General features: G+C 40.3%; 23 protein-coding genes. 10 read left to right on the top strand and 13 right to left on the bottom strand.

Annotated features, from left to right (window positions below):
- Positions 1-116: 116 nt before the first annotated feature.
- From PR833_RS16545 to znuA, 5 genes are all read right to left on the bottom strand, one after another.
- Positions 117-647 (bottom strand): fimbrial protein, encoded by a 531-nt coding sequence (locus PR833_RS16545; RefSeq protein WP_014658296.1) that lies wholly within the window; start codon positions 645-647, stop codon positions 117-119.
- A gap of 189 nt (positions 648-836) precedes the next feature.
- Positions 837-1,700, bottom strand: coding sequence for a LysR family transcriptional regulator (locus PR833_RS16540; protein WP_163885655.1), 864 nt, complete (start codon positions 1,698-1,700; stop codon positions 837-839).
- A 1,305-nt stretch (positions 1,701-3,005) separates the two neighbouring features.
- Positions 3,006-3,980, bottom strand: coding sequence for a lauroyl-Kdo(2)-lipid IV(A) myristoyltransferase (gene lpxM / locus PR833_RS16535; RefSeq protein ID WP_014658294.1), 975 nt, complete (start codon positions 3,978-3,980; stop codon positions 3,006-3,008).
- A gap of 108 nt (positions 3,981-4,088) precedes the next feature.
- The gene (mepM, locus tag PR833_RS16530) at positions 4,089-5,411 is read right to left on the bottom strand and encodes a murein DD-endopeptidase MepM (RefSeq protein ID WP_154598745.1); all 1,323 of its coding nucleotides are present in this window, start codon (positions 5,409-5,411) and stop codon (positions 4,089-4,091) included.
- Positions 5,412-5,438: 27 nt separating this feature from the next.
- Entirely contained in the window at positions 5,439-6,398 is a 960-nt protein-coding gene (znuA, locus tag PR833_RS16525; protein WP_004919466.1) for a zinc ABC transporter substrate-binding protein ZnuA, read from the bottom strand.
- A gap of 76 nt (positions 6,399-6,474) precedes the next feature.
- On the opposite strand from znuA, the gene znuC reads away from it, so the two are divergent.
- From znuC to PR833_RS16510, 3 genes are all read left to right on the top strand, one after another.
- The gene (znuC, locus tag PR833_RS16520; protein WP_004919464.1) at positions 6,475-7,242 is read left to right on the top strand and encodes a zinc ABC transporter ATP-binding protein ZnuC; all 768 of its coding nucleotides are present in this window, start codon (positions 6,475-6,477) and stop codon (positions 7,240-7,242) included.
- Positions 7,235-8,020, top strand: coding sequence for a zinc ABC transporter permease subunit ZnuB (znuB, locus tag PR833_RS16515; RefSeq protein ID WP_014658292.1), 786 nt, complete (start codon positions 7,235-7,237; stop codon positions 8,018-8,020). The genes znuC and znuB overlap by 8 nt, the downstream gene beginning before the upstream one ends.
- Positions 8,021-8,187: 167 nt before the next feature.
- The gene (locus tag PR833_RS16510; protein ID WP_004919459.1) at positions 8,188-8,661 is read left to right on the top strand and encodes a hypothetical protein; all 474 of its coding nucleotides are present in this window, start codon (positions 8,188-8,190) and stop codon (positions 8,659-8,661) included.
- A gap of 72 nt (positions 8,662-8,733) precedes the next feature.
- Here the strand turns inward: PR833_RS16510 and ruvB are convergent, their stop codons facing one another.
- From ruvB to aspS, 6 genes are all read right to left on the bottom strand, one after another.
- Positions 8,734-9,744, bottom strand: coding sequence for a Holliday junction branch migration DNA helicase RuvB (gene ruvB, locus PR833_RS16505; RefSeq protein WP_004919456.1), 1,011 nt, complete (start codon positions 9,742-9,744; stop codon positions 8,734-8,736).
- Between the two features lie 16 nt (positions 9,745-9,760).
- Positions 9,761-10,378, bottom strand: a complete 618-nt coding sequence (ruvA, locus tag PR833_RS16500; RefSeq protein ID WP_004919453.1) for a Holliday junction branch migration protein RuvA — start codon at positions 10,376-10,378, stop codon at positions 9,761-9,763.
- A 72-nt stretch (positions 10,379-10,450) separates the two neighbouring features.
- Entirely contained in the window at positions 10,451-10,972 is a 522-nt protein-coding gene (ruvC, locus tag PR833_RS16495; RefSeq protein WP_272526359.1) for a crossover junction endodeoxyribonuclease RuvC, read from the bottom strand.
- Positions 10,973-11,303: 331 nt separating this feature from the next.
- The gene (locus PR833_RS16490) at positions 11,304-12,047 is read right to left on the bottom strand and encodes a YebC/PmpR family DNA-binding transcriptional regulator (protein ID WP_004919448.1); all 744 of its coding nucleotides are present in this window, start codon (positions 12,045-12,047) and stop codon (positions 11,304-11,306) included.
- Positions 12,048-12,077: 30 nt separating this feature from the next.
- Positions 12,078-12,509, bottom strand: a complete 432-nt coding sequence (gene nudB / locus PR833_RS16485; protein ID WP_169342169.1) for a dihydroneopterin triphosphate diphosphatase — start codon at positions 12,507-12,509, stop codon at positions 12,078-12,080.
- A 10-nt stretch (positions 12,510-12,519) separates the two neighbouring features.
- Complete coding sequence (gene aspS, locus PR833_RS16480) at positions 12,520-14,292, bottom strand: aspartate--tRNA ligase (protein WP_272526358.1); 1,773 nt, start codon at positions 14,290-14,292, stop codon at positions 12,520-12,522.
- 573 nt (positions 14,293-14,865) lie between these two features.
- Between aspS and PR833_RS16475 the strand changes: the two genes are divergently transcribed.
- The 6 genes from PR833_RS16475 (at position 14,866) to PR833_RS16450 (ending at position 19,169) form a co-directional block, all read left to right on the top strand.
- Positions 14,866-15,186 (top strand): DUF4377 domain-containing protein, encoded by a 321-nt coding sequence (locus tag PR833_RS16475; RefSeq protein WP_036940116.1) that lies wholly within the window; start codon positions 14,866-14,868, stop codon positions 15,184-15,186.
- A 152-nt stretch (positions 15,187-15,338) separates the two neighbouring features.
- On the top strand, positions 15,339-15,743 hold the full coding sequence (locus PR833_RS16470) for an NUDIX hydrolase (protein WP_272526357.1): 405 nt from the start codon (positions 15,339-15,341) through the stop codon (positions 15,741-15,743).
- Between the two features lie 155 nt (positions 15,744-15,898).
- Positions 15,899-16,297 carry an MAPEG family protein gene (locus PR833_RS16465; RefSeq protein WP_004919441.1) on the top strand — a complete coding sequence of 133 codons (399 nt, stop codon included), beginning with the start codon at positions 15,899-15,901 and terminating at the stop codon, positions 16,295-16,297.
- Between the two features lie 132 nt (positions 16,298-16,429).
- Positions 16,430-17,185 carry a carboxy-S-adenosyl-L-methionine synthase CmoA gene (gene cmoA / locus PR833_RS16460; protein ID WP_004919440.1) on the top strand — a complete coding sequence of 252 codons (756 nt, stop codon included), beginning with the start codon at positions 16,430-16,432 and terminating at the stop codon, positions 17,183-17,185.
- On the top strand, positions 17,182-18,153 hold the full coding sequence (cmoB, locus tag PR833_RS16455; protein ID WP_004919439.1) for a tRNA 5-methoxyuridine(34)/uridine 5-oxyacetic acid(34) synthase CmoB: 972 nt from the start codon (positions 17,182-17,184) through the stop codon (positions 18,151-18,153). The genes cmoA and cmoB overlap by 4 nt, the downstream gene beginning before the upstream one ends.
- 209 nt (positions 18,154-18,362) lie before the next feature.
- Entirely contained in the window at positions 18,363-19,169 is an 807-nt protein-coding gene (locus PR833_RS16450; RefSeq protein WP_104873459.1) for a hypothetical protein, read from the top strand.
- A 376-nt stretch (positions 19,170-19,545) separates the two neighbouring features.
- Here PR833_RS16450 and cutC read toward each other — a convergent pair whose 3' ends face one another.
- Positions 19,546-20,307, bottom strand: a complete 762-nt coding sequence (gene cutC / locus PR833_RS16445; RefSeq protein ID WP_014658287.1) for a copper homeostasis protein CutC — start codon at positions 20,305-20,307, stop codon at positions 19,546-19,548.
- A gap of 178 nt (positions 20,308-20,485) precedes the next feature.
- Positions 20,486-21,040, bottom strand: coding sequence for a VOC family protein (locus tag PR833_RS16440; RefSeq protein ID WP_272526356.1), 555 nt, complete (start codon positions 21,038-21,040; stop codon positions 20,486-20,488).
- A 244-nt stretch (positions 21,041-21,284) separates the two neighbouring features.
- Here PR833_RS16440 and argS point away from each other — a divergent pair, with 244 nt between their 5' ends.
- The gene (gene argS, locus PR833_RS16435; protein WP_014658286.1) at positions 21,285-23,015 is read left to right on the top strand and encodes an arginine--tRNA ligase; all 1,731 of its coding nucleotides are present in this window, start codon (positions 21,285-21,287) and stop codon (positions 23,013-23,015) included.
- Positions 23,016-23,834 lie beyond the last annotated feature (819 nt).

The following is a 23,834-nucleotide window of genomic DNA, read 5'->3' as shown; positions in this document are numbered from 1 at the left end:
ATTGCCTCATGATTGACGTGCACCATCCCCTCCAAGAGGCATTAAATAACGATGCTTCTTAGAATATGTAGGTCTGTCTTTTAGATGCAACTCAAATTATTTAGGGTATATATTTATTATTGATATTGAATGCTATAAACAGCCGTACCATCTGCCTTACCAGCAGTTGCAGCACCTGTTGCTTTATAGCGAGCTACGTAATTCAATTCTACTGAATCACCTGCTGCATTCTTAAATTCAACTAATTTTGAATCTTCAAATAGTTTAATTTGTGTTGTCGCATCCTTTTCAAATAAAGCAATACCTACTTTGGTTGCGTGACCTCCAGCTTGTGCTATTTGTAAAATATCGCGGTCATCGTTATCACGAGAGCCACCAAATCTTACTGCCACTTTAGCATTTTCAGGGCAATCGATGAGTTTAATAGTAAAATCTTTTAAACCAGCAATTTGCCCTGCTGCTGCTAAACTTTTCACTGACACTTTACCAAGGTCAACCGTTAAGTTTTGAGAGCTACTATCTACTGCACAAGCTGAATCAGTTATTTCACCAGTAAAGTCAATTGTTCCTGAAGCAAAAACAGCTGGAGCGGTTGTTACAGCTAAAGCCACCCCTAAAGCAGTTAGGGATTTTTTTAGAATACTCATATCGATTCCTATAATTAGATATTCTGATGTTAATTGCCACAGCACTAATAAATATTTACTCAGTGCATGAGTGCAAGCGAAATATAGCATCACAATTTAATTTAGTTAATATCTTGTTACATTGAATTTTTTGTTATTATATCGAAACACTTAATGTTTATTTTTGATTACTCATTTAATGATTAACGTTTATTTAATCTCAGTTAACTCTAAATAGTTTATAAATTCACCTAAAACATCTTGCACCAATGAATTTTTATTCACATACATATAAAAATCATAGTAAATATTTTTATTGGCAATTTTTAGCTGTTTTAGTGAATGATTATTCAACTGGTTTTTTATTAGATTTTTAGGCAACCATGTATAGCCCGTTCCATTTTCGACAAGTTTAATAACTGTTTCTAGTGATGCAGCGCTGATAGTTTGTGCACTTTTAACGGTATCTTCCAATGAAGGATCAAGAACAACTTTTGTATATTTAGATAGATAATCCAATAAGTTAGATTCTTCAATACTCTGTAATATATGGTCAGGTGAAGTCACAATAACAGATTCAACCGTTTCTAAAAAAATAGGATTTAAAGTCTCAACATGCTGATCTGTAATCAAAATATCATAATCTTTTAAAGCAAACACATCTGATTTAGATATGTTTTGTTTGATTATATCAATGTCATAATCTTTATGCCTTTTAATAAAATTAGCCACTTTATCTAAAAGATTATCTGTGTGATAAAGCGTGTCTATCACGAGTTTAATCTTTATATTGCATTTACTATTCAGTAATTTAGCTTTTGTTTCCAATAATATCGCTTTATTCGTTAACTCCCGAGATAACGCTAATAACATTTCACCTTTCGGTGTTAAAACAGCGCGTCTTTTTTCTAATGAAAAGATTTCAATTTCTAGTGTTTGTTCAAGTTTGCTGATTGTATAACTAATAGCGGATTGAGTCCGATGTAATACTTCAGCGGCTTGTGCAAATCCCCCGCAATCTACAACAGCTTGCAAGGTAATCCATTGGTCCAATGTCGTTCTAGTTTTTTCCATAGCGTCTCCAAATAGAGTTTTGGACTCAATTTTTATTATTTAATAAAAATATAGCAACATATTTCATCACCGTTAATAGGTATATGCACTTACAGATCATTTTGTCATCATTAGTTAAATATTATTTAAGTCTGTATGTTTTTTAGTACAAATTTCATCTTAGTTAAAAAGAATCTCTTTTTTGAGCTTTATTAATTTAAACTTACTCTTATTTCTTCCATCATTTAATCATCAGTAAAAATAAAATATACAATAAATTTATTGCCATTTATTGTATATTTAAAACATAAAAACTATTCGTTAATATAGCGTTTTGCCTTAGCGTTAAATCATTAAAAAAATCCCAGCGTAATTTAAATTAATTAATTATTTTATTAATAAATATTTGGTACGATGTTTAACTTTAAATTAAATTATGATTTAACATTTAATGTTCTCGTCAAATGCTTGCAAATTTATGGCTTATTAAACACCTATTGAGAGTAAAGAAAATCAGGATATTAATCTAATAATTTTTTGTTATTGATTAGCAAATGTGGGGTTCTAGGGGAGAATGGCAGACAATATGACCTTTTTAATTAATACTTATTTCATCAAAATTTTATCAAACTAGTGCTCTATTAGATTAATCTTATTACTGTTCCAATAAGTTAACGGTTAACTATAGTGAGCTTATGAAAAAGAGAAAAAACTTATATCTCCATTATCATTCATCAATACACACGACTCTTTAGTTACAAAGAAAAATAACGCAAATGTATGAGCATCTCAATGCAACCTTCCACCTCTGATTGCCTATTTTTACTCTGACAAATACGCGCTATCAACTAAACTCACATTATCTGCATTACAACAATTTATATCATTTCATAAAAATAACCTTTTACGTGTATTTCATTTACCATATAATTGATATTAACTATTGATAAGGATTTTTGACCTTTCCGCTCGATAAAAGGCTTCGTTTTATGCAGTTAAGCAGTTATAACCTTACAAAAAATAAGTTATAAATAAACCCCAGAAATATATAATTCACTTATTTATCATGGTGTTATAAAACATTTGATATAAGGCAAATCGATAAAATAGCGATCATAAATAAAGTATAAAAGAGAAAAATAAATATCTTTTTTTCTATTCACTTCTCAATTAACTAAATTATTATCATAATTAGCCAATCAATAAAAGATTGGTAATTCTTAGGTAAGGCATTCCCCAAATATAAAAAAAGCACCTCTAACATAACAATTCAGTCGAGGTGCTATTCATAGAAAATATAATTATTTAAGTGAATTGAACGTAAAACTATCGATATAGATCATCACGTTGATAGGGTTCAATTTCATCCCCCTTCCGTGTTTTCAATAACTTAAGTATCCAAGTATATTGTTCAGGATTTGGACCGACGAGATATTCCAGCTCTTCATTCATCCTTCTTGCAATATATTCATCATCCTGCCCATCAATATCATCCATAGGCTCACGGATATAAATATGCAGTTGATGAGTACGATGATCATACACCGGAAACAGAGGCACAATTTTCGCTTTACATACCTTCATTAGGCGGCCCACAGCAGGCAATGTTGCTTTATAAGTCGCAAAAAAATCGACAAATTCACTATGCTCTTCGCCGTGATCTTGGTCGGGAAGATAAAACCCCCAATATCCCTGCCGTACAGAAGCAATGAAAGGTTTAATTCCTGCTTCTCGAGAGTGTAGGCGACCACCAAAGTGGTAACGTGCTTTATTCCATAAATAATCTGCTACTGGGTTTTTTTGATGGTGAAACATCGCCGCCATTTTATAGCCTTTTGCAGCAAGTAACATGGCTGGAGCATCTACAGCCCACCCATGTGGCACCATAAAAATAACATTACTGCCTTGTTGCTTTAAGTTATCAATAATCTCTTGGTTATGCCAATGTGTTCTTGCTAACGTTTTATCAGCGCCACGAATACATAACTCTGCAAGCATCACAAACGATTGAGGTGCAGTTTCAAACATTCTATCCACTAATTGATCCCTTTCCTGCTCGGTAAGATCAGGAAAGCAATATAATAGATTTATCTTTGCGCGGCGCCTTGCGCTTTTTGCCAATTTTCCTACCCATTTCCCCACTTTTGCCAGCATGGGGTCACGAATTTTAACAGGAATATAGGCTAAAGCAGCAAAAACGCCAGCCCCAGCCCAAACTCCCCAGTATTTAGGATGTAAATAGGATTTATGAAAGGTTGGCACATAGCCTAATTTACTGTCGGTATCTTTATCTTTATTCATAATGTACCTAAAAGAACTGTTCGCGCTCTTTTATAGCTTAAAATGATAATAAGTGAAAGCGTTACAAAGAAAGCTGGCAGATACACTGTACCTGCCAGTAATGAAGAGTTAATTGAGTTTTAACTGTGGTTTAGTTTCTTTAACCATGGCTAAGTACTCTTTACGTTCTTTACCAGTTAAACCACCTGAACTCGGTAATTTCGCTGTCAATGGGTTAACCGCTTGTTGGTTGACCCACATTTCAAAATGCAGATGTGGTCCTGTTGAGCGCCCTGTATTACCAGAAAGTGCAATACGATCGCCCCGTTTAACTTTTTGCCCTGGCTTCACCAGTAATTGGCGTAAATGCATGTAGCGCGTGGTGTACTGACGCCCATGACGAATCGCGATAAAGTTCCCCGCGGCTCCGCTATATTTCGACACAATCACTTCACCATCACCTACTGCAAGCACTGGAGTACCCACTGGCATTGCAAAATCCACCCCTTTATGCGGTGCTACACGCCCTGTTACTGGGTTAACTCGACGTGGGTTAAACTGTGATGATACTCGGAACTGCTTGGCTGTTGGGAAACGCAGGAAACCTCTTTCTAAACCATTACCTTCGCTATCGTAATATTTACCATCTTCAGCACGGAAAGCATAATAGTCCTTCCCACCACTACGTAGACGAACACCGATCAACTGGCTTTGTTCACTACGTCCATTAAGCATTTCACGGCTCATTAACACGGTGAACTTATCGCCTTTTTTCAGTTTACGGAAATCAATTTGCCATTGAAGTGCTTTTATCACTTCACGGCCTTCACTGCGTGTTAAACCTGCTTGGCTGGCACTTTGCGCAAAACTGCCGTTTACCACCCCCGCAAGGACGCTATTTGTCCATTCACCTGAACGGATCTCTTTCTTTTCTTCAAATTTATTTGTGCTACCAACACGGGTGTACACACGGGTCTCACGACGAGAAACTTCCCATGTTAAAGTGTCGAGCTCCCCCTGATCGGTCAGGCTCCAGTTTAGCGTTTGACCAATTTTTAGATTACGCAACGCTTTATGTTGATTAGCTAACGTCGCCACATCACCTGATTCAATACCGAATTGAGTCAGTATGCTAGTGAGGTTGTCGCCGCTTGCAACAACATATTCATGGGGGATTGGCGCACCATCCGTTTCACCGTCAGTGCTATCAGCGACGCCTTCATCAGGAAGTTGCTCGCTACTATCTTGAATAATATCATCAGTTGCATCAGTCAAAGGTACAAATGCAAGAGGAATAACGGTATCGACTGAACCTTCAGTATCTGTGTTAGTTGATGGTAAATGCGCTGGCCGCCAAATCGCGACGGCCAATGTTGCTACTGTTAATGTTCCTAACATTATTTTGTGAGACTTGGACAGGCTACCGTAAACCTGCGCAAGCCCTTTAGCCATTTGCTGCACTAAACAATTCCTTCTTGTTTAATTCAGGCAGCTCGCGTATTGCTTAGACAGTTGCGTTAAAAACTGCATATAGCTATCTGGTCCTATTTCCAGCCCGCTACCTAGCGGGTCGAGAGTTCCCATTTTGACTCCCGTATTTTTTGCTACGCTCTCTATGACGGCTGGCCTGAATTGGGGTTCAGCAAAAACACATTGTGCTTTATGCTCAACCAATTGAGTTCGTATTTTATGTAATTTCTGTGCACCAGGCTGAATTTCCGGGTTTATCGTAAAATGCCCCAAAGGAGCCAACCGATAGTGTTTTTCAAAGTAGCCGTAGGCATCGTGAAAAACAAAATAGCCCTTGTTTTTGGCTGGTTCTAAAATATTAACAATTTTCTTATCGTTTTGCGTCATTTTTTCATTGAATTTACGAAGGTTTACGTCCAGCTTATCTTTTTGGTCAGGATAAAGCACTACTAAACGATCGTGAATGTCTAACGCAGCCTGTTTTGCAATCTCGGGCGACAGCCAAATATGCATATTATACTCACCGTGGTGGTGATGTTCGTGATCCTCATCATGATTAGCTTCATCACCCTGTTCATGGTCATGCGCCTCTTCCTCATCCCCTTTCATCAGCAAGGGAATAATATTTGCTTGTTCTGCCAGCGCCAGACGTTTATCCTGTGGTAACGTCTTGAGTGGCTTATCTAAAAACATCTCCATATCGGGGCCTACCCAAACAAAAAGATCTGCCTGTTTAATTTTCCTCAAATCAGAAGGTTTAAGCGCATAATCATGGGGTGATGCACCATCTGGCAGCAAGACCTGAGTATCAGTCACACCATCAGCGATACCCGCGGCAATAAAGGCAAGTGGGCGAATAGAGGTCACAACATCCGCCTTTGCCGCAGTGACCAACGTTGTGCTAAGGACAGATGCCGCAACGGCGCCTAAAATAAATTGTCGGGCATTGAATTGAGATTTATGTATCATAGACGTCTTTTTCCGTGATTTTAATTTTGAAATGTTATAATATAACACAACATGAATTCTGCAAGATGTTTTTCACATGCAACCATTACTGAATTTAAATAAAATTTCCGTTTCTTTTGGCGAGAAACAGGTGCTCAAAGACGTCAGCTTTACCTTAAATAAAGGCGATATTGTCACTTTGTTAGGCCCTAATGGCGCGGGCAAATCGACAATTGTTCGGGTCGTGCTAGGACTGTTAGCGCCGACTACAGGTATCATTGAGCGAGCCGCTTCACTGTCTATTGGCTATGTTCCACAAAAATTACATTTAGACGCCACCTTACCATTAACCGTAAAGCGTTTTTTAATGCTAAAACCTGCTGTTCGTTCAGACCAACTGTTACCTGCTCTTGAACGTGTTAAAGCCGCCCATTTATTGACACAGCCAATGCAGAAACTATCTGGTGGCGAAACACAGCGTGTGTTATTAGCACGTGCTTTATTGAATAAGCCCGACCTTTTGGTTCTGGATGAACCCGCTCAAGGGGTTGATGTGAATGGGCAAGTCGCACTTTATGACTTAATTAACCAATTACGCACAGAGCTTGGTTGTGCCGTACTGATGGTGTCTCACGACCTGCATTTAGTCATGGCGAAAACGGATAAAGTATTATGTATTAATGGGCATATTTGCTGTTCAGGGACACCCGATGTTGTATCGAACCACCCTGAGTTTGTTGCGATGTTTGGCTATCGTGGCGCATCACAACTCGGCGTTTATCGCCACCATCATAACCATCAACATGATTTAGAAGGTAACGTTGTGGCTCCTCATATTCATAATAAGGAGTGCCGTCATGATTGAGTTACTGTTACCCGGTTGGATTGCGGGGATGTTATTGGCGATTGCTGCCGGCCCGTTAGGATCCTTTGTGGTATGGCGCCGCATGTCTTATTTTGGAGATACCCTTGCACACGCTTCTTTATTAGGTGTGGCATTTGGCCTATTGCTGAATATCAACCCATTCTATGCCGTAATTGCTGTCACTTTGCTGCTGTCTTTGATTTTAGTGTGGTTAGAACGACGCCCTCAGCTGGCTGTTGACACCTTATTAGGCATTATGGCTCACAGCGCCTTATCCCTCGGCCTCGTCGTTGTCAGCTTAATGGCCAATGTGCGTGTTGACCTAATGGCATACTTATTCGGGGATCTCCTTTCGGTTAATTACGAGGATATTATCACTATCTTTATTGGTGTGATTGTAGTCTGCGGCTTACTTTGCTGGCGCTGGCGGGCGCTGCTTTCCATGACGGTTAACCAAGAGCTCGCTTTTGTTGATGGTGTCAATATTCAACGCCTACGTCTGCTACTGATGTTAGTCACTGCATTGACCATTGGGATCGCAATGAAATTTGTCGGTGCGCTAATTATTACATCTTTATTAATTATCCCTGCCGCCACAGCACGCCGTTTCGCTAAAACACCAGAGCAAATGGCACTGATCGCGATTTTAATTGGTATGTTATCGGTGACAGGAGGCCTCACATTCTCCGCGTTTTACGATACGCCAGCCGGCCCTTCAGTGGTCTTAACCGCTGCAATCTTGTTTGCCTTTAGCTTATTAGTCAAAACGAAAAATTAATACCGACTGAGGCTTTTCTCTTACCGCTCAATAGGTGATACCCCATTGAGCGGTTTTATTTTATATCAACTTCACACTTTTGCTATTTTCAGTCTTAACCATCTCGTTAATTAAAATAAAAAATAAATACTTAATACTCTAATAATATTAAGTATCAAGGTATCGAAATGAATAAAACATTACTTGGGATGGTTATAATTGGGGTATCTGCAACACCAGTGATGGCCGCAGAATTTACCTGCCAACTGGAGAATAAAAAGTATGTTAGCGTGATAGTCGACCCGGGGAAAACACCACAATATCGATACGGAACTTTGGCTAAGCCAGAGATAACCTTACCGCTTAATGAAAAAGGAGCGAGAAATATTTTTGTTGGGCAAGGACATTTTATTGCTGGTGAATCTCTATATATTCGTTTTCAAAATGGCCCATACAGCTATTTGTTGTATCAAGGCGAGGGGCGCGGCTGGGCATTTAAGGGATTAGCTGTTTATAAAAATAACAAGTTGATCAATAAGAAAGAGTGCCAAAATTGGAATTCATTTGATTTATACGACATTTTAAATTATCAGATTCGTACAGATCCAGCATTAGAATTATATGATTCCCCTTACTCATTTGATCCTAATTCAAATGAGTAAATGATCGTGTAGCATCATATTCCCCCTTTATTTTTCCTATCCGTAAAGGGGGAAATTTCTGACATTAAGCACTTAAACTTCTTTCGGAGTTAAACCAAAGTGTAGATAAGCGTGAGCTGTTGCCATCCGACCACGAGGAGTGCGCTGGATAAAACCTTGTTGGATCAAAAATGGCTCTAAAACATCTTCGATGGTTTCCCGCTCTTCACCAATAGCCGCTGCAAGGTTATCAACCCCCACAGGTCCACCCATAAATTTATCAATAATGGCGACTAACAGTTTCCGGTCAAGGTAATCAAAACCCGCGGCATCGACGTTCAACATATCGAGTGCTTGGCTAGCAATTAGCTCATTGATGCTGCCATCACCTTTGACTTGTGCGAAATCACGTACACGGCGTAATAAACGGTTAGTAATACGCGGTGTACCTCGCGAGCGCATGGCGACTTGTCTAGCCCCTTCTTCACTAATTTCTACACCCATAAACTGAGCGCTACGTTTCACAATGTATTGCAAATCATCGACATTATAGAATTCAAGGCGCTGCACAATACCAAAACGATCACGTAATGGTGAAGTTAAAGAGCCAGCCCGTGTTGTTGCCCCAATTAAAGTAAAAGGCGGTAAATCAATTTTGATCGAGCGCGCTGCTGGCCCTTCCCCTATCATAATATCAAGTTGATAATCTTCCATTGCGGGATACAAGATCTCCTCAACAACGGGAGATAAGCGGTGGATTTCATCAATAAATAACACATCATGCGGCTCTAAGTTGGTGAGCATCGCCGCTAAATCTCCCGCTTTCTCGAGTACTGGGCCGGAGGTCGTCCGTAAATTTACCCCCATTTCATTCGCGACTATCCCTGCAAGCGTGGTTTTACCTAAACCTGGAGGGCCAAAAATTAATAGATGATCAAGTGCATCACCTCGTAACTTAGCCGCCTGAATAAAGATTTCCATCTGCTCTTTAACTTGTGGCTGCCCGATATACTCATTGAGTAATTTAGGGCGGATCGCGCGATCAATCGCTTCTTCCTCATCATGGATCACTTCAGCAGAAATTAGGCGATCAGCTTCAATCATCGTTATTTTCTCTCAATCAAAGTGCTGCACGTAATGCATCACGGATCAATGACTCACAATCACTGTCTGGCTTAGCCACTTTGCTGACCATACGACTGGCTTCTTGTGGTTTATAACCTAAAGCGACCAGTGCGGTTGCCGCCTCCGCTTCAATATCAGCGCGGCTTGATACTTTGACATTGACATCCGGCAGCTTAATATCACTGTGTTGGTTAAACAGATCACCATTGAGGCCTTTAAAGCGGTCTTTCATTTCAACGACCAAACGTTCAGCCGTTTTTTTACCAATTCCCGGTAGTTTAACCAATGATGAAATCGCTTCTTGTTCGATAGCAGAAACAAACTGTTGAGCCGACATCCCTGATAATATCGCTAAAGCCAGTTTAGGCCCAACACCATTCACTTTAATCAGCTCTTTGAATAGTGCACGCTCTTGTTTGTCATTAAAACCATACAATAATTGCGCATCTTCACGCACCACAAAATGGGTAAATACAATGGCTTCTTGACCGATTTCGGGTAATTCATAAAAGCAGGTCATTGGCATATGGACTTCATAGCCAACACCTTGCAATTCTAACAAAACAATGGGGGGTTGTTTTTCTAATACAATACCGCGTAAACGACCTATCACCTTGAAGCCCTCAGTTTATTTTATTGATAGCGCTGTTTATACCATAAAAAAGGCTGGACGTATATCCAGTCACTATCTTAATCGCCCACGCGTTAACACTAAGCGAGGATCGCCAACACGAAGCAAATTCTGATTAAAATGACAATGCGTTATGGCAATCGCTAAGGCATCCGCTGAATCTGATTGAGGATTAGCAGAAAGTTTAAGTATCGATTTAACCATATGCTGTACTTGGCTTTTTTCCGCGGCCCCTGTACCGACAACGGTTTGCTTCACTTGCCGCGCAGCATATTCAAACACAGGAATATTTTGATTAACACCTGCTACAATCGCTACACCACGAGCTTGGCCCAATTTCAAGGCTGAGTCGGCGTTTTTTGCCATAAACACTTGTTCAATTGCTAATACATCGGGTTGGTATTGAGTGATAATTTCCGAGACTCCCGCATAAATACGTTGCAGACGGCTTGGTAAATCATCAACCTGAGTACGAATACAACCACTTCCTAAATAAAAAAGTTGCCTGCCTTGTTGGCGGATAACACCATAGCCCGTTACACGTGAACCGGGGTCTATACCTAAAATAATCGCCATATCAAAGCCTATTAATATCCATTATTACTTTTAATATCATCTTATCTGTATCTTTCCGCGGCGACAATACTCATGCCGTGCCTTAATAATCGTATTGATAAGCGACTATGACTAGCGAGTCTCTCTAAGCTGAGATAAAAAAGCACAGAAATAGCCTATTTCCCAATATCATTAGGCCCAAAAAAACAGACAGGAAAGACAAAATGCACAAAAGCGCTAGATGGCAAACCAGTAAGCCACGCAGAGTAGATAAAGGAGCAGCTATTATTAGAGATGCGTTAGAGAAAACAGGCTGAATTCAGCCCGCTTTCTCTACGCGAGTGATAGCTGATTACAGTTGTGCTGCTACTTCGTCAGAGATATCACCGTTATGATAAACTTCCTGCACGTCGTCAGAATCTTCCAACATATCGATTAGGCGCAGTAATTTAGGTGCTGTTTCAACATCCAGCTCTGCTTTAGTTGATGGGATCATCGAAACTTCGGCCGCTTCGCTAGTAAAGCCAGCTGCATCCAGAGCATCTTTCACTTCACCAAAAGTTTCTGGTGTGGTGTAAACGTCGATAGCGCCATCGTCATAAGTTTCAACATCTTCAGCGCCCGCTTCTAATGCAGCTTCCATCAAGGCATCTTCATCAACGCCCGGTGCATAAGTGATAACGCCACGCTTAGTAAATAAGTAGGAAACTGAACCATCTGTTCCGAGGTTACCGCCAGTTTTGGTGAAAGCATGACGCACTTCAGAAACGGTACGATTACGGTTATCACTCAAACATTCAACCATCACCGCTGTGCCGCCTGGGCCATAGCCTTCATAAATGATAGTTTCCATATTATCGTTTTCATCATTCCCAACACCACGCGCAATTGCGCGGTTTAAAGTATCACGGGTCATGTTGTTCGATAATGCTTTATCCACAGCAGCACGCAAACGCGGGTTAGTAGCAGGATCACCGCCCCCTAAACGCGCCGCTGTCACCAGCTCACGGATAATTTTAGTAAAAATCTTACCGCGCTTAGCATCTTGTGCCGCTTTACGGTGTTTGGTGTTGGCCCATTTACTATGACCTGCCATGAAATATCTCCAAAAACGTCAATAAAATAATTAAATAGCAAATTCTAAAATAGCTTGACGGTTACTCCAAGATTTCGTTAATTCCGCCGCTTTCTGCGGTGGAACCCAACAAAACTCAGTATGCTCCGTCAAAAGTGGTACTTGTTCAACACGCAGTACCATTTTAAACCAGTGCTCTTTGCAATGTGTTACACCGGGAGCATAACGATGCCTGAAATGCGCAAAAATTTCAAAAGTGACTTCACGCGCCAAGTCATACAGTTGCCCCTCTTGGGGGAGGAAGCCCGTTTCTTCACGGACTTCCCGCATTGCGGTTTCAAACGCACCTTCATGATCTTCTAAGCTACCCGTTACGGATTGCCAAAAATCGGGATCATCTTTGCGCCGTAGCATAAGCACATTACCGCTGCTTTCAGCGGTAATGATCACTAACACCGACTCTGGGCGTTTAAAACTATTCATGTCGAATAAATTAGTCTTCAGCGTTTTTTGCATCAACTGAAATAGCTAATTCTGTTAGTGCATCTGGATTCGCTTGGCTTGGTGCACTAGTTAGTAAACACGCCGCAGCCGTTGTTTTAGGGAATGCAATAACATCACGAATATTATCAGTTCCCGTTAATAGCATGACTAAACGGTCGAGACCAAACGCCAAACCGGCATGTGGCGGTGTACCGTATTTTAATGCATCTAGCAAGAAGCCAAATTTCTCACGTTGTTCGTGTTCATTAATACCTAGAATATTAAACACGGTTTGTTGCATTTCGCTACGATGGATACGCACAGAGCCACCACCGACTTCATAGCCATTGATGACCATATCATAGGCATTAGCAACAGCTTCTTCTGGGTTTTTGGCCAGATCTTCCGGTGAATAGTCACGTGGTGAAGTGAATGGGTGGTGCATTGCACTTAGGCCACCTTCGCCATCCTCTTCAAACATTGGGAAATCAATCACCCAAAGTGGCTTCCAGCTATTTAAGTCTGTCAGTTCAAAATCACGACCTACTTTCAGTCGCAATGCCCCCATTGAATCGGTCACAACATTTTTTGCTCCCGCACCAAACAGCAGAATGTCACCGTCAGCGGCCTCTGTTCTTTCAAGAAGTTGGTTAATAACGTCTTCATTTAAGAACTTAGCGACAGGGCTTTGAATACCTTCTAAACCTTTTGCACGTTCGTTTACTTTCATCCATGCTAGCCCTTTGGCACCATAGATGCTAACAAATTGACCATACTCATCAATCTGTTTACGAGTCATGACAGCACCGTTAGGCACTTTCAATGCCACAACACGGCCTTTTGGATCGTTCGCTGGCTCTGAAAAAACGGCAAACTCGACATTTTTAACGATATCAGCTACATCCACTAATTCCATTGGGTTACGTAGGTCAGGTTTATCTGAACCGTAGCGACGCATTGCCTCTGCGAAGGTCATTATTGGGAAGTCACCGAGATCAACACCTTTAACGTCCAACCATAATTGGCGGATCATGCGTTCCATGATTTCACGTACTTGTTCTGCCGTCATAAATGACGTTTCGACGTCGATCTGGGTAAATTCAGGCTGACGGTCTGCACGCAAGTCTTCATCACGGAAACATTTAACGATTTGATAATAGCGGTCAAAGCCAGACATCATCAGCAATTGTTTAAACAATTGTGGTGACTGTGGCAACGCATAAAATTTACCTTTATGCACACGGCTTGGCACTAAGTAGTCACGAGCACCTTCTGGCGTTGCCTTGGTCAGCATTGGCGTTTCGACATCGATAAAGCCTTCTTTGTCCATAAAGTTACGGACGAAACTGGTAATTTTTGCGCGAGTGCGTAAGCGCTCTGACATTTCAGGGCGACGTAGGTCAAGATAGCGGTATTTTAAGCGGCGCTCTTCCGTATTAGATTGGTTGCTATCTAACGGCAGTGGCTCTGATTTATTAAAAACGTTGAGATCTTCAGCAAAGATTTCAATTTCCCCCGTCGCCATATCTTTATTTTTTTGGTTATCTGGGCGAGCGCGGACAGTTCCTGTAATTTGTATACAGAATTCATTACGCAATTCCGAAGCTTTTTCAAAGAGGTCTTTGCGCTCAGGGTCGAAAAATACTTGCACGACACCTTCTCGGTCACGCATATCGATAAAAATCAAACCACCCAAATCACGACGGCGGTTTACCCATCCACAAAGAGTGACCTTTTGGCCTTCATGAGCAATGTTTAACTGCCCACAATAGTTAGTACGCATACAATATCCTTTTTTACTCAGCTTGTTGTGCATTTTACTTGCTGCGGAAATTTGGCATTTTGCTGAACATTCAGAATGTCAAAAAGGCAGACATTATACAGGAAATTCTGTTGCACAAACAGTTACGTATTAGCGGACACAGCTAATATTTTTGTTTTTAATCATCTTTTAATCGATTAAAAGTTAATCGAAACACGTAACGATGACTGTACATGGCTATAAACAGAATTTATGACTGTTGGTGATTTTAAGTGACTCCGCGAGTTATGTACATATTGCAAGGCGGGTTTATTTAATTGCGTTATTCTGTTTCATGACCGCAACATAGACAATGGTGTTTGCGTTATCCATTATCCTTACGCGCTCGAAACAAAATGATGCTTAATTTTCAAACAAAATAGATAATAGGGTTATTCTAGCTCATCACTGCACGACGATGAATGTGATAACAAACAAAAACCTATTTAACTGCATACGAGCAAAATAATTGTTCAATTTGAATTGATTTAAGAATAATTACCTGCTGTTATTTATTATAATCATACTTATTTGAACTGCATATAAGGCCATCCGATGAAAAAAAGTCTCTTCGTTTCTTCTCTATTTCTACTGCTTGTAGGCTGCCAAACCGTGAAACCTGCTGATAACACAAAAACTTTTTATATTGATTCAACATTGGCTGATTGCGTTGGTGTTGCCCCCATGAAATGTATGAAAGTCAAACAAGACCCAAATGCCGAGTGGGAATTTTTTTATGGCAATATCCAAGGGTTTGAATATGAACCAGGCTACCAATACACTTTGAAAGTCAAACAATTTGACGTTGCTAATCCGCCTGCTGATGCCCCAAATGTCAGATATGAGTTAGTTGAAATTATTAATAAAGCCAAATAATTCATATAAAATTTTATATTACCCATTAGTGGACCATGATTCTGTCTACTAATGGGGAACCATACAAAACCCATTGTTTTCATTATATTTGAGTAATATTATTAACATCACATCATAGTGGCCCCAACACTTAAAACAAAGAGTTAAAGGCAATGGACAATAAAATTATCGATAAGTTAAGCTTAATTACACTTGTTGACCGCAAAGTAGCAATGGTTCGTTCTCATAATAAGACACTCTTCTATATTCCGGGCGGAAAGCGCGAACCTAACGAAAGTGATGAACAAGCCTTATGTCGAGAAATTGAAGAAGAGTTAACCTTAACCTTACATAAAGATTCTCTTCAATTTTATGATGAATTTATTGGCGCTGCTGATGGTAAACAAGATGGAACTCAGGTACGTATTCGTTGCTATTTTGCGCATTATAATGGTACCCCTCGCCCTGCCGCAGAAATTGCGGAGCTTGCTTGGTTTGATAGCCATGACCTAGCAAAATGTTCAGCCACTGCCGCGATCATTATGGCGAAATTACAACAAGATGGCCTAATTAATTAAGTTAATCACCAACAGATTACGTTGTTGTGGAGCCTTAATTTAAAGGTAGACTAATTAGACATTATACTATTAGTAAATTTTACTAATATCTATTAATATAGTGAATAGTTTTAATCAATCAGTGAATCAATTTGGTTAAGCAATGGAGTGAATAAATGGTCAGCTCTCTGTATGCTGTACTGGGCGCTTTGTTACTACTTAAACTATCGTTGAATGTTGTGAAGCTCAGAAATCAATATCGAGTATCTTATGGTGATGGGGGTTTCTATGAGCTACAAACAGCGATTCGCGCTCATGGTAACGCTATAGAGTACATCCCCATTGCTTTGATATTATTGCTTTTTATGGAGATGAACGGCGCGCAGGTTTGGATGATCCACTTATGTGGCTTAGTTTTAATCGCAGGGCGTATACTCCACTCTTATGGCCTGAAAAATCATGATATCTCTTATCGTCGCTCAGGCATGGCGGCAACCTATATTGCCATGACATTGATGGTTATCGCCAATATCTATTACCTACCTTGGATCCAAATTTTTTCCTTCAATCTTTAATTTTTATTATCAGCGCGGCACTTTATTTAAGTGTCGTAAAACTTTTATTGCTGTTTTGACTGATTGATTTTCAGGTTACGCGCCTTTTCTGCTACAATCCGCAACTACTTTTGTTTTACATACACAGATCTTATGTCAAGTCAGGAATCCAACAATAAAGACAGCCTCTTTAGCGCTCCGATTGCCAACTTAGGTGATTGGCAATTCGATGAAAAAGTTGCCGAAGTCTTTCCCGATATGATCCAGCGCTCGGTGCCGGGTTATTCAAACATTATCACGATGATTGGGATGCTAGCTGGGCGCTTTGTCACCGAAAACAGCCGTGTCTATGATCTTGGTTGCTCATTGGGAGCAGCAACGCTGTCAATTCGCCGCAATATTACCGCGCAACATTGCCAAATCATTGCTGTCGATAATTCACCTGCAATGGTTGAACGTTGCCGTCGTCATATTGACGCTTACAAAGCCGCAACGCCCGTCGAGGTTATCGAAGGTGATATTCGCGATATCCCTATTGAAAATGCATCGATGGTGGTACTCAATTTTACGTTGCAGTTCCTTAATCCTAATGACCGCCAACAGCTATTAACTAAAATTTATCAAGGCCTCAAACCCGGCGGTATCCTTGTGCTGTCAGAAAAATTCAATTTTGAAGACAAAGAGATTGGTGAGTTGTTATTCAATATGCATCATGATTTTAAACGTGCAAATGGTTATAGCGAATTAGAAATCAGCCAGAAACGCAGCATGTTAGAAAATGTTATGCTGACCGACTCTGTTGAAACACATAAGTTACGGTTAAAACAAGCCGGCTTTACGCATTGTGAAGTATGGTTCCAATGCTTTAACTTTGGCTCCTTATTAGCACTTAAAGAGGCACAGTTATGATTGATTTCGGGCGCTTTTATCAGCAAATTGCAACAGGCCCTTTAAGTCATTGGCTTGAAACATTACCCGCTCAACTTAGCGAGTGGAAAAACTCGCAATTACACGGTGGATTCAAATCATGGGAAAAAATGTTAGAAAATTTACCCATCATGACCCCCACCCAACTCGATTTAAAAAATAGCGTAACTGCGATACGTGACCCTGAATTATCCGCAGGGGAAACTCGCCGTCTTAATAGTATTCTTGAGCAATTAAAACCCTGGCGTAAAGGCCCTTTCTCTCTATACGGTATCAATATCGATACGGAATGGCGCTCTGATTGGAAATGGGATCGGGTTTTACCTCACATCTCCCCTTTAAAGGATAAAATGATCCTTGATGTGGGTTGTGGTAGTGGTTACCACATGTGGCGCATGTTAGGCGAAGGCGCCTCATTTGTCGTCGGGATTGATCCTACACAACTGTTTCTTTGCCAATTTGAAGCGGTTAGGAAATTACTGGGCGATGACCAACGCGCTCATTTATTACCATTAGGCATCGAACAGCTCCCCGCACTTAATGCCTTTGATAGCGTATTTTCAATGGGAGTGCTCTATCATCGTCGTTCTCCTCTTGACCACTTATGGCAGCTAAAAAATCAATTAGTCAGTGAAGGCGAGCTAATTTTAGAAAGCTTGGTTGTTGAAGGGGATGAGTTCCAGTGCTTAGTACCCGGTGACCGTTATGCACAAATGCGTAACGTTTACTTTATTCCATCGGCTAAAATGCTTAAAGTTTGGTTAGAAAAATGTGGCTTTGTTGATGTGCGGATCGTTGACCAAGCCGTCACCACAGTTGAAGAGCAGCGCCGTACTGAGTGGATGAAAACGGATTCATTAGCAGAATTTCTAGACCCTAATGACTCAACAAAAACCATCGAAGGTTACCCTGCTCCATTACGCGCTATCCTCGTTGCACGTAAACCCTAAAATCATCGAATAAGGGTGACTTGTTTCACTCTTATTCTTTTCTCAATTTATTCTCCGTATTTTTAAATCTGTAGTTGCCCAAATAGTAATAATACATTTATCAAACCCTGCAAACATTTTATCTCTCAATATTTATTGATATAATATACTTATACAAAAATTAAATAGCGGTTAGCCTTTATTAATGACAGACTCATTTGGATACGATCATGAAACTGCCCCATTTTTTTATTTTTCCTCTCTCTTTTCTCTTATTCGCTTGCTCCCCCCCAGAAAATAAAATTCATACTGCAATAAAAAAAGAGATTGCCACACATTATCCTGATCCTGACTCAATACAATATAAAGATATTGTTGTTCATAGGAATGCCGATGAAGCCATCGTTTGTGGTGAGTTTAATGCAAAGAATAATCAAAATGAATTTATGGGGTTTAGGCCATTTATTAGTGAAGTCTATATCGGTGACGATATCGTAATTAACTCTGTTCGTGTTGGCAATCGCATTCGTAAAGACAGCTTTCCTGCCTTAGTTTGTGAGCACGGCAGTTATGAGGGTGGTATTAAAGCGCAGAACCTTCAAAATAAAGCGTTTATAGATAATATGAATGGGTTAGCTCAAATCGAAAACTATATTAACGATTCATCAGTCGGTAATCGAGTGAGAGCTCATCTCATTAATAGAGCAAAAGAGATTTACGACAATGAATTAAGCCCTGAAACACTCAAGGTCGTTGACTCAACAGAAGGACGTTTGGTTACTGTTGTTGCCTATAAAAAAGGTGATGATGTCTATTTTGCTTCCATACTGAATCAAAAGATCTATGAGTTAGAGCCTATAAAAAATTCCGTCGTAAAATATATCCATGGGGCTGAAAAAGATAAGAACCTCGTTGTATTAGGAAATTATACGACTGAGGATAACGGTGGAAAACCCTCAAAGCTGCTACCATTGGCAATTGAGATCCTAGAAAATGGTGTTTCTTATGCAAACGCTGTTTTTCCAGCCAAATCCTAGTTTAAGGTAATTTTATTGGGCACGTTATTATCTTATTTTCTATAACGGCCCAATCAATTTACGTGTATTTATGGATAAAGAAGATTATCTTATACGCGGTTTCTTATGCCTTATTACCTCGAGAAAAACAGCATATAACTGTTCTCTTTAAAGCGCGAAACTATTCCCCTTTTTAATATCTTATCGATATTGCCTTATCATTTAATTCTTATTTAGCATGATCTCTAAAATGACTTTGAATACTGTTTTATGGGTAAAAGGCTATATTGAACGATTTATTACTTACTATCTCTTTTCTGTATTGATTACATGACCTAAAATAAAAAGAGAGATAAAACTCTCCCTTTTTATTAATTATTATTGAATAGTTTCGTTTTTATGCCGAAATCTTTTCAGTGATCGAAATAAAATCTTTCATCGCTTCAACGGTTGGCCCATCAACGCAGTAATGAGTAAATTCATCATTTTCACTGTTTGATGCCATCGTCACCCCTGCTTTACGATAACTCATACTTGACGGAACTGATTTCCCCGCCGAACTGTGCAATTCTACCAGCCCTATTTCCATAAACTTACTTAAATTAGCCAGCCTAACCCCTGCACCAGCCATAATCACTGGGCCGTTAATTTCAATACTTTTTTCGTTTAACTCTTTAAGTAACGGTAATCCCAACTCTGCATTCTGCTGCTGCCCCGATGTAAGAATACGAGCAACCCCTAAACTTTTTAGTTGTTCAAAGGCTAATAAGGGATTCACGCACATATCAAATGCGCGGTGAAACGTGATATTCATTCCCGTTGCTATTTCCATCAATATCGCCATGCGGTCGATATCGATACGCCCTTCGGTATCGAGGATTCCGATAACTGCCCCTGGGAAGCCCATCTCTTTCACCATCCGCAGATCTTCACAGATTACTTCAAATTCATTCGTGTTATAGCAAAAATCGCCTCCGCGCGGACGAATAATAGGATGAACGGGGATATGAAGTTTTTCGCTTGCTAATTTTAGATAGCCATAACTTGGTGTCAGGCCGCCATCTGCTGCACCGGAGCATAATTCAATACGATCAGCGCCGTATTCTTGTGCAACTTGTGCACATTCGATACCGAAACAGCAAATTTCCAATTTTGCCATGACCACCTCCAAAACGTAGGATTAAAGTGTTGCTTTAACATCTAATTAATAACTTAAAGGAACTTGTTAATCGTTAACATTCGATTAATGATGCCACTAATTTTTGAACGTTACCGGATTAACATCACACCATTAACAGTTTTTTACGAATTGTTCGTAATAACGTTAATTACATCACTTATTTTTCGCTTTCAATAATCTGTTTCAGCGCGTAAGGGTGATATTTCAAAGTAATTATCCCATTTGTCACTGCTAATGTCGGATTAGGCAATCTTTCTAACAGCCCTTTCGGTTGACTCATTTTCAAGCTGTAGCCTTCTGGAAGCGGATGTGGCAGTAATGCCAATGCACTCTGCTCTAGCTGTTCTGGGGCGACATTAATGACCATCTCAACGTGCTCCCATGTCTCTTGTGGGTACATTTTTCCTTTTGGAAAAGGCAATTCGACCACATAAACCTGTTGAGATGCGATTATTAATGGTTTGTTCAACTCGAATAAACAGATCGGACGCCCGTTAATTTCATTTTCAGACAGTAACTGACCGCATTGGTGAAGGCCTTTCCGCCAGCGCTCTGCTGTTTCATTATGATGACAACGGACAGAAACATGGTCTATCAGGTGATCGTTTAAGGATAAAGCTAATACTTTAGCCATTTGCGTTAATTTTTGCTCAAACTCAGGCAACGTGTTCCATAGATCTTGCAGTTCAGGCACATTGGCAAATTCAGTCATTCAACACACTCTTTTCTAAACACCGTTTATCTCTTCGCATTCGCGATATACTCTCAATTTTTCGTCTGTTGTGTTATCAACGCTATTGAAATATGACAGCTATACCGTGAATAAAACTGCCAGACTGTAGCACGACTCCCTTAAAATATGGTATAAAACCTGCCGAATTTTCTCTTCTTTCTTTTAGTTCTACGCATGTGATGGCACAATGCGATAACTATGGTTCGTTATTTAAGGTAATCCGGTGAATATTCAGGCTATTCTTTCAGATAAAATCAGTGCTGCAATGCAGGCAGCGGGAGCTCCAGAAGGCAGTGATGCCCTTGTGCGTCAATCAGCGAAAGCGCAGTTTGGTGACTATCAAGCCAACGGTGTAATGGGCGCTGCTAAAAAAATGGGCATCAATCCCCGACAACTGGCCGAGCAGATTGTCAGCCATTTAGATCTTGAAGGTATTGCAAGCAAGGTAGAAATCGCAGGGCCGGGTTTTATCAATATTTTCCTTGAGCCAAGCTGGCTCACCACACAAGTGGAACAAGCATTAACCTGTGATCGCCTTGGCCTATCCCCTGTTAAATCAGAAACTATCGTCATCGACTATTCCGCGCCAAACGTGGCCAAGCAGATGCACGTAGGCCATTTGCGTTCGACAATTATCGGTGATGCTGCCGCACGTACTTTAGAGTTTTTAGGGCATAAAGTGATCCGTGCTAACCATGTTGGTGACTGGGGTACGCAATTTGGTATGCTGATCGCTTACCTCGAAAAAATGCAAAATGAAAATGCAAGTGACATGGCATTGGCAGATCTCGAGGAGTTTTACCGCGAAGCAAAACAACACTATGACAGTGATGAAGTATTCGCTGAGCGTGCAAGAGGTTACGTGGTTAAATTGCAATCAGGTGATGAGTACTGCCGTAAAATGTGGCGTAAACTGGTTGATATCACCATGCAGCAAAACCAAGAAACCTATCGTCGCTTGAACGTGACGTTAACTGAAGATGACGTCATGGGCGAAAGTTTATATAACGATATGCTGCCTGGGATTGTCGCTGACTTGAAAGCCAAAGGGCTCGCGGTAGAAAGCGAAGGTGCTACTGTCGTTTATCTTGACGAATTTAAAACTAAAGAAGGCGAGCCTATGGGCGTTATTGTCCAGAAAAAAGATGGCGGCTTCTTATATACGACAACAGATATCGCTTGTGCAAAATATCGTCATGAAGTACTGCATGCTGACCGTGCACTTTACTATATTGATTCACGTCAGCACCAACACTTGATGCAGGCATGGACAATCGTACGTAAAGCCGGTTATATCCCAGAATCAATGTCTCTCGAACATCACATGTTTGGCATGATGCTCGGTAAAGATGGCAAGCCTTTTAAAACTCGCTCAGGCGGTACTGTTCGCCTCTCTGACTTATTAGATGAAGCGATTGAACGTGCGCAAGTACTCATCCGCAGCAAAAACCCCGATATGCCAGAAGATGAGTTAAACAACGTTGCAAATGTTGTCGGTATTGGTTCAGTAAAATATGCAGACTTATCAAAAAGCCGTACAACGGATTATATTTTTGATTGGGATAACATGTTAGCTTTCGAAGGTAATACCGCACCGTATATGCAATATGCTTATACGCGTGTCGCCTCAATCTTCAAAAAAGCAAACGTGACACAAGCGGATCTCACACTGCCTATCGTGTTACAAGACCCACGTGAAATTGCACTTGCTACGCGTTTGATGCAATTTGAAGAAACCATCTTGATGGTCGCACGTGATGGTACGCCACATGTTATGTGCGCTTACCTTTATGATTTAGCCGGCCTGTTCTCAAGCTTCTATGAACACTGTCCTATTTTAAGTGCCGAAGATGAAGCTCAGCGCCAAAGCCGCTTAAAATTAGCGCTATTGACCCAGAAGACATTAAAAGCTGGGTTGGATACTTTAGGGATCGATACCGTCGAACGTATGTAAGCTGATATCTAAGTGTCATATTGATAATAAACCCTATGCTGTGCATAGGGTTTATTGTTTCTGTCGACTCAATTTCAGGAAATTTTTTTCGTGCTCTTTAGACCGCTTTATTTCAATATGAGCGTTAGAGCTGAGAGACGAAATAGCATGCCCCTCCAATACCGTAATAAAAAGCGGCCTCATTATATGAATCAGCGATATTATTTATTAGACGAAAGCCCCTCTCTTTAAAATTTTCACGAAGCTTCTTACCAGCTGTTATGACGTTTTTTACAGCAAATGTTAGTAATTATTTTTCTCTGGTTAAATGTATCATTATAGTCAGGCAAAGATGCCGATACTGTTTTGACACATTTAACCTTAAATTCATCTCTTGAAAATGAAATTATCATATAGAAGTATTAAACCAATCAATACCAGCGCTATCCCCGATATATAGTTAAGTGCAATGGTCATTTTTTTATTACGTTGAGACATACGAGCCAATAATCCCCCTGTTAATCCTGCTGTTATATCGATCGGCAAAGCCGTGGCAAGGTGGCATGTATCGCTACCCCACGGGGAAAAGCCAAGACTCGACGTACATGATCTTCCAATGAATGGATTATTACAGGACTATTTGACTAATAATCCAGCTCAAATGGCCCTGTCATTACTGACAAAATTTTAACAACCTGTTAAATACTGCGGGTGGCATAAGGCGCTACTTAAGCGCTTTGTGTATGCCTAATACTATTGCCAAGCAAATGGGTAGTGAGAAAATTGCTACAATAAGAATTTCTGAACGCCCCAATGGGGCGTTTCAGTTATTTATTGTGG

The organism is Providencia sp. PROV189, from assembly GCF_028480065.1.
Taxonomy (GTDB): Bacteria; Pseudomonadota; Gammaproteobacteria; order Enterobacterales; family Enterobacteriaceae; genus Providencia; species Providencia stuartii.
The sequence above is the reverse complement of the archived record's forward strand: the minus strand, read 5'-3'. Positions and strand labels throughout refer to the sequence as shown.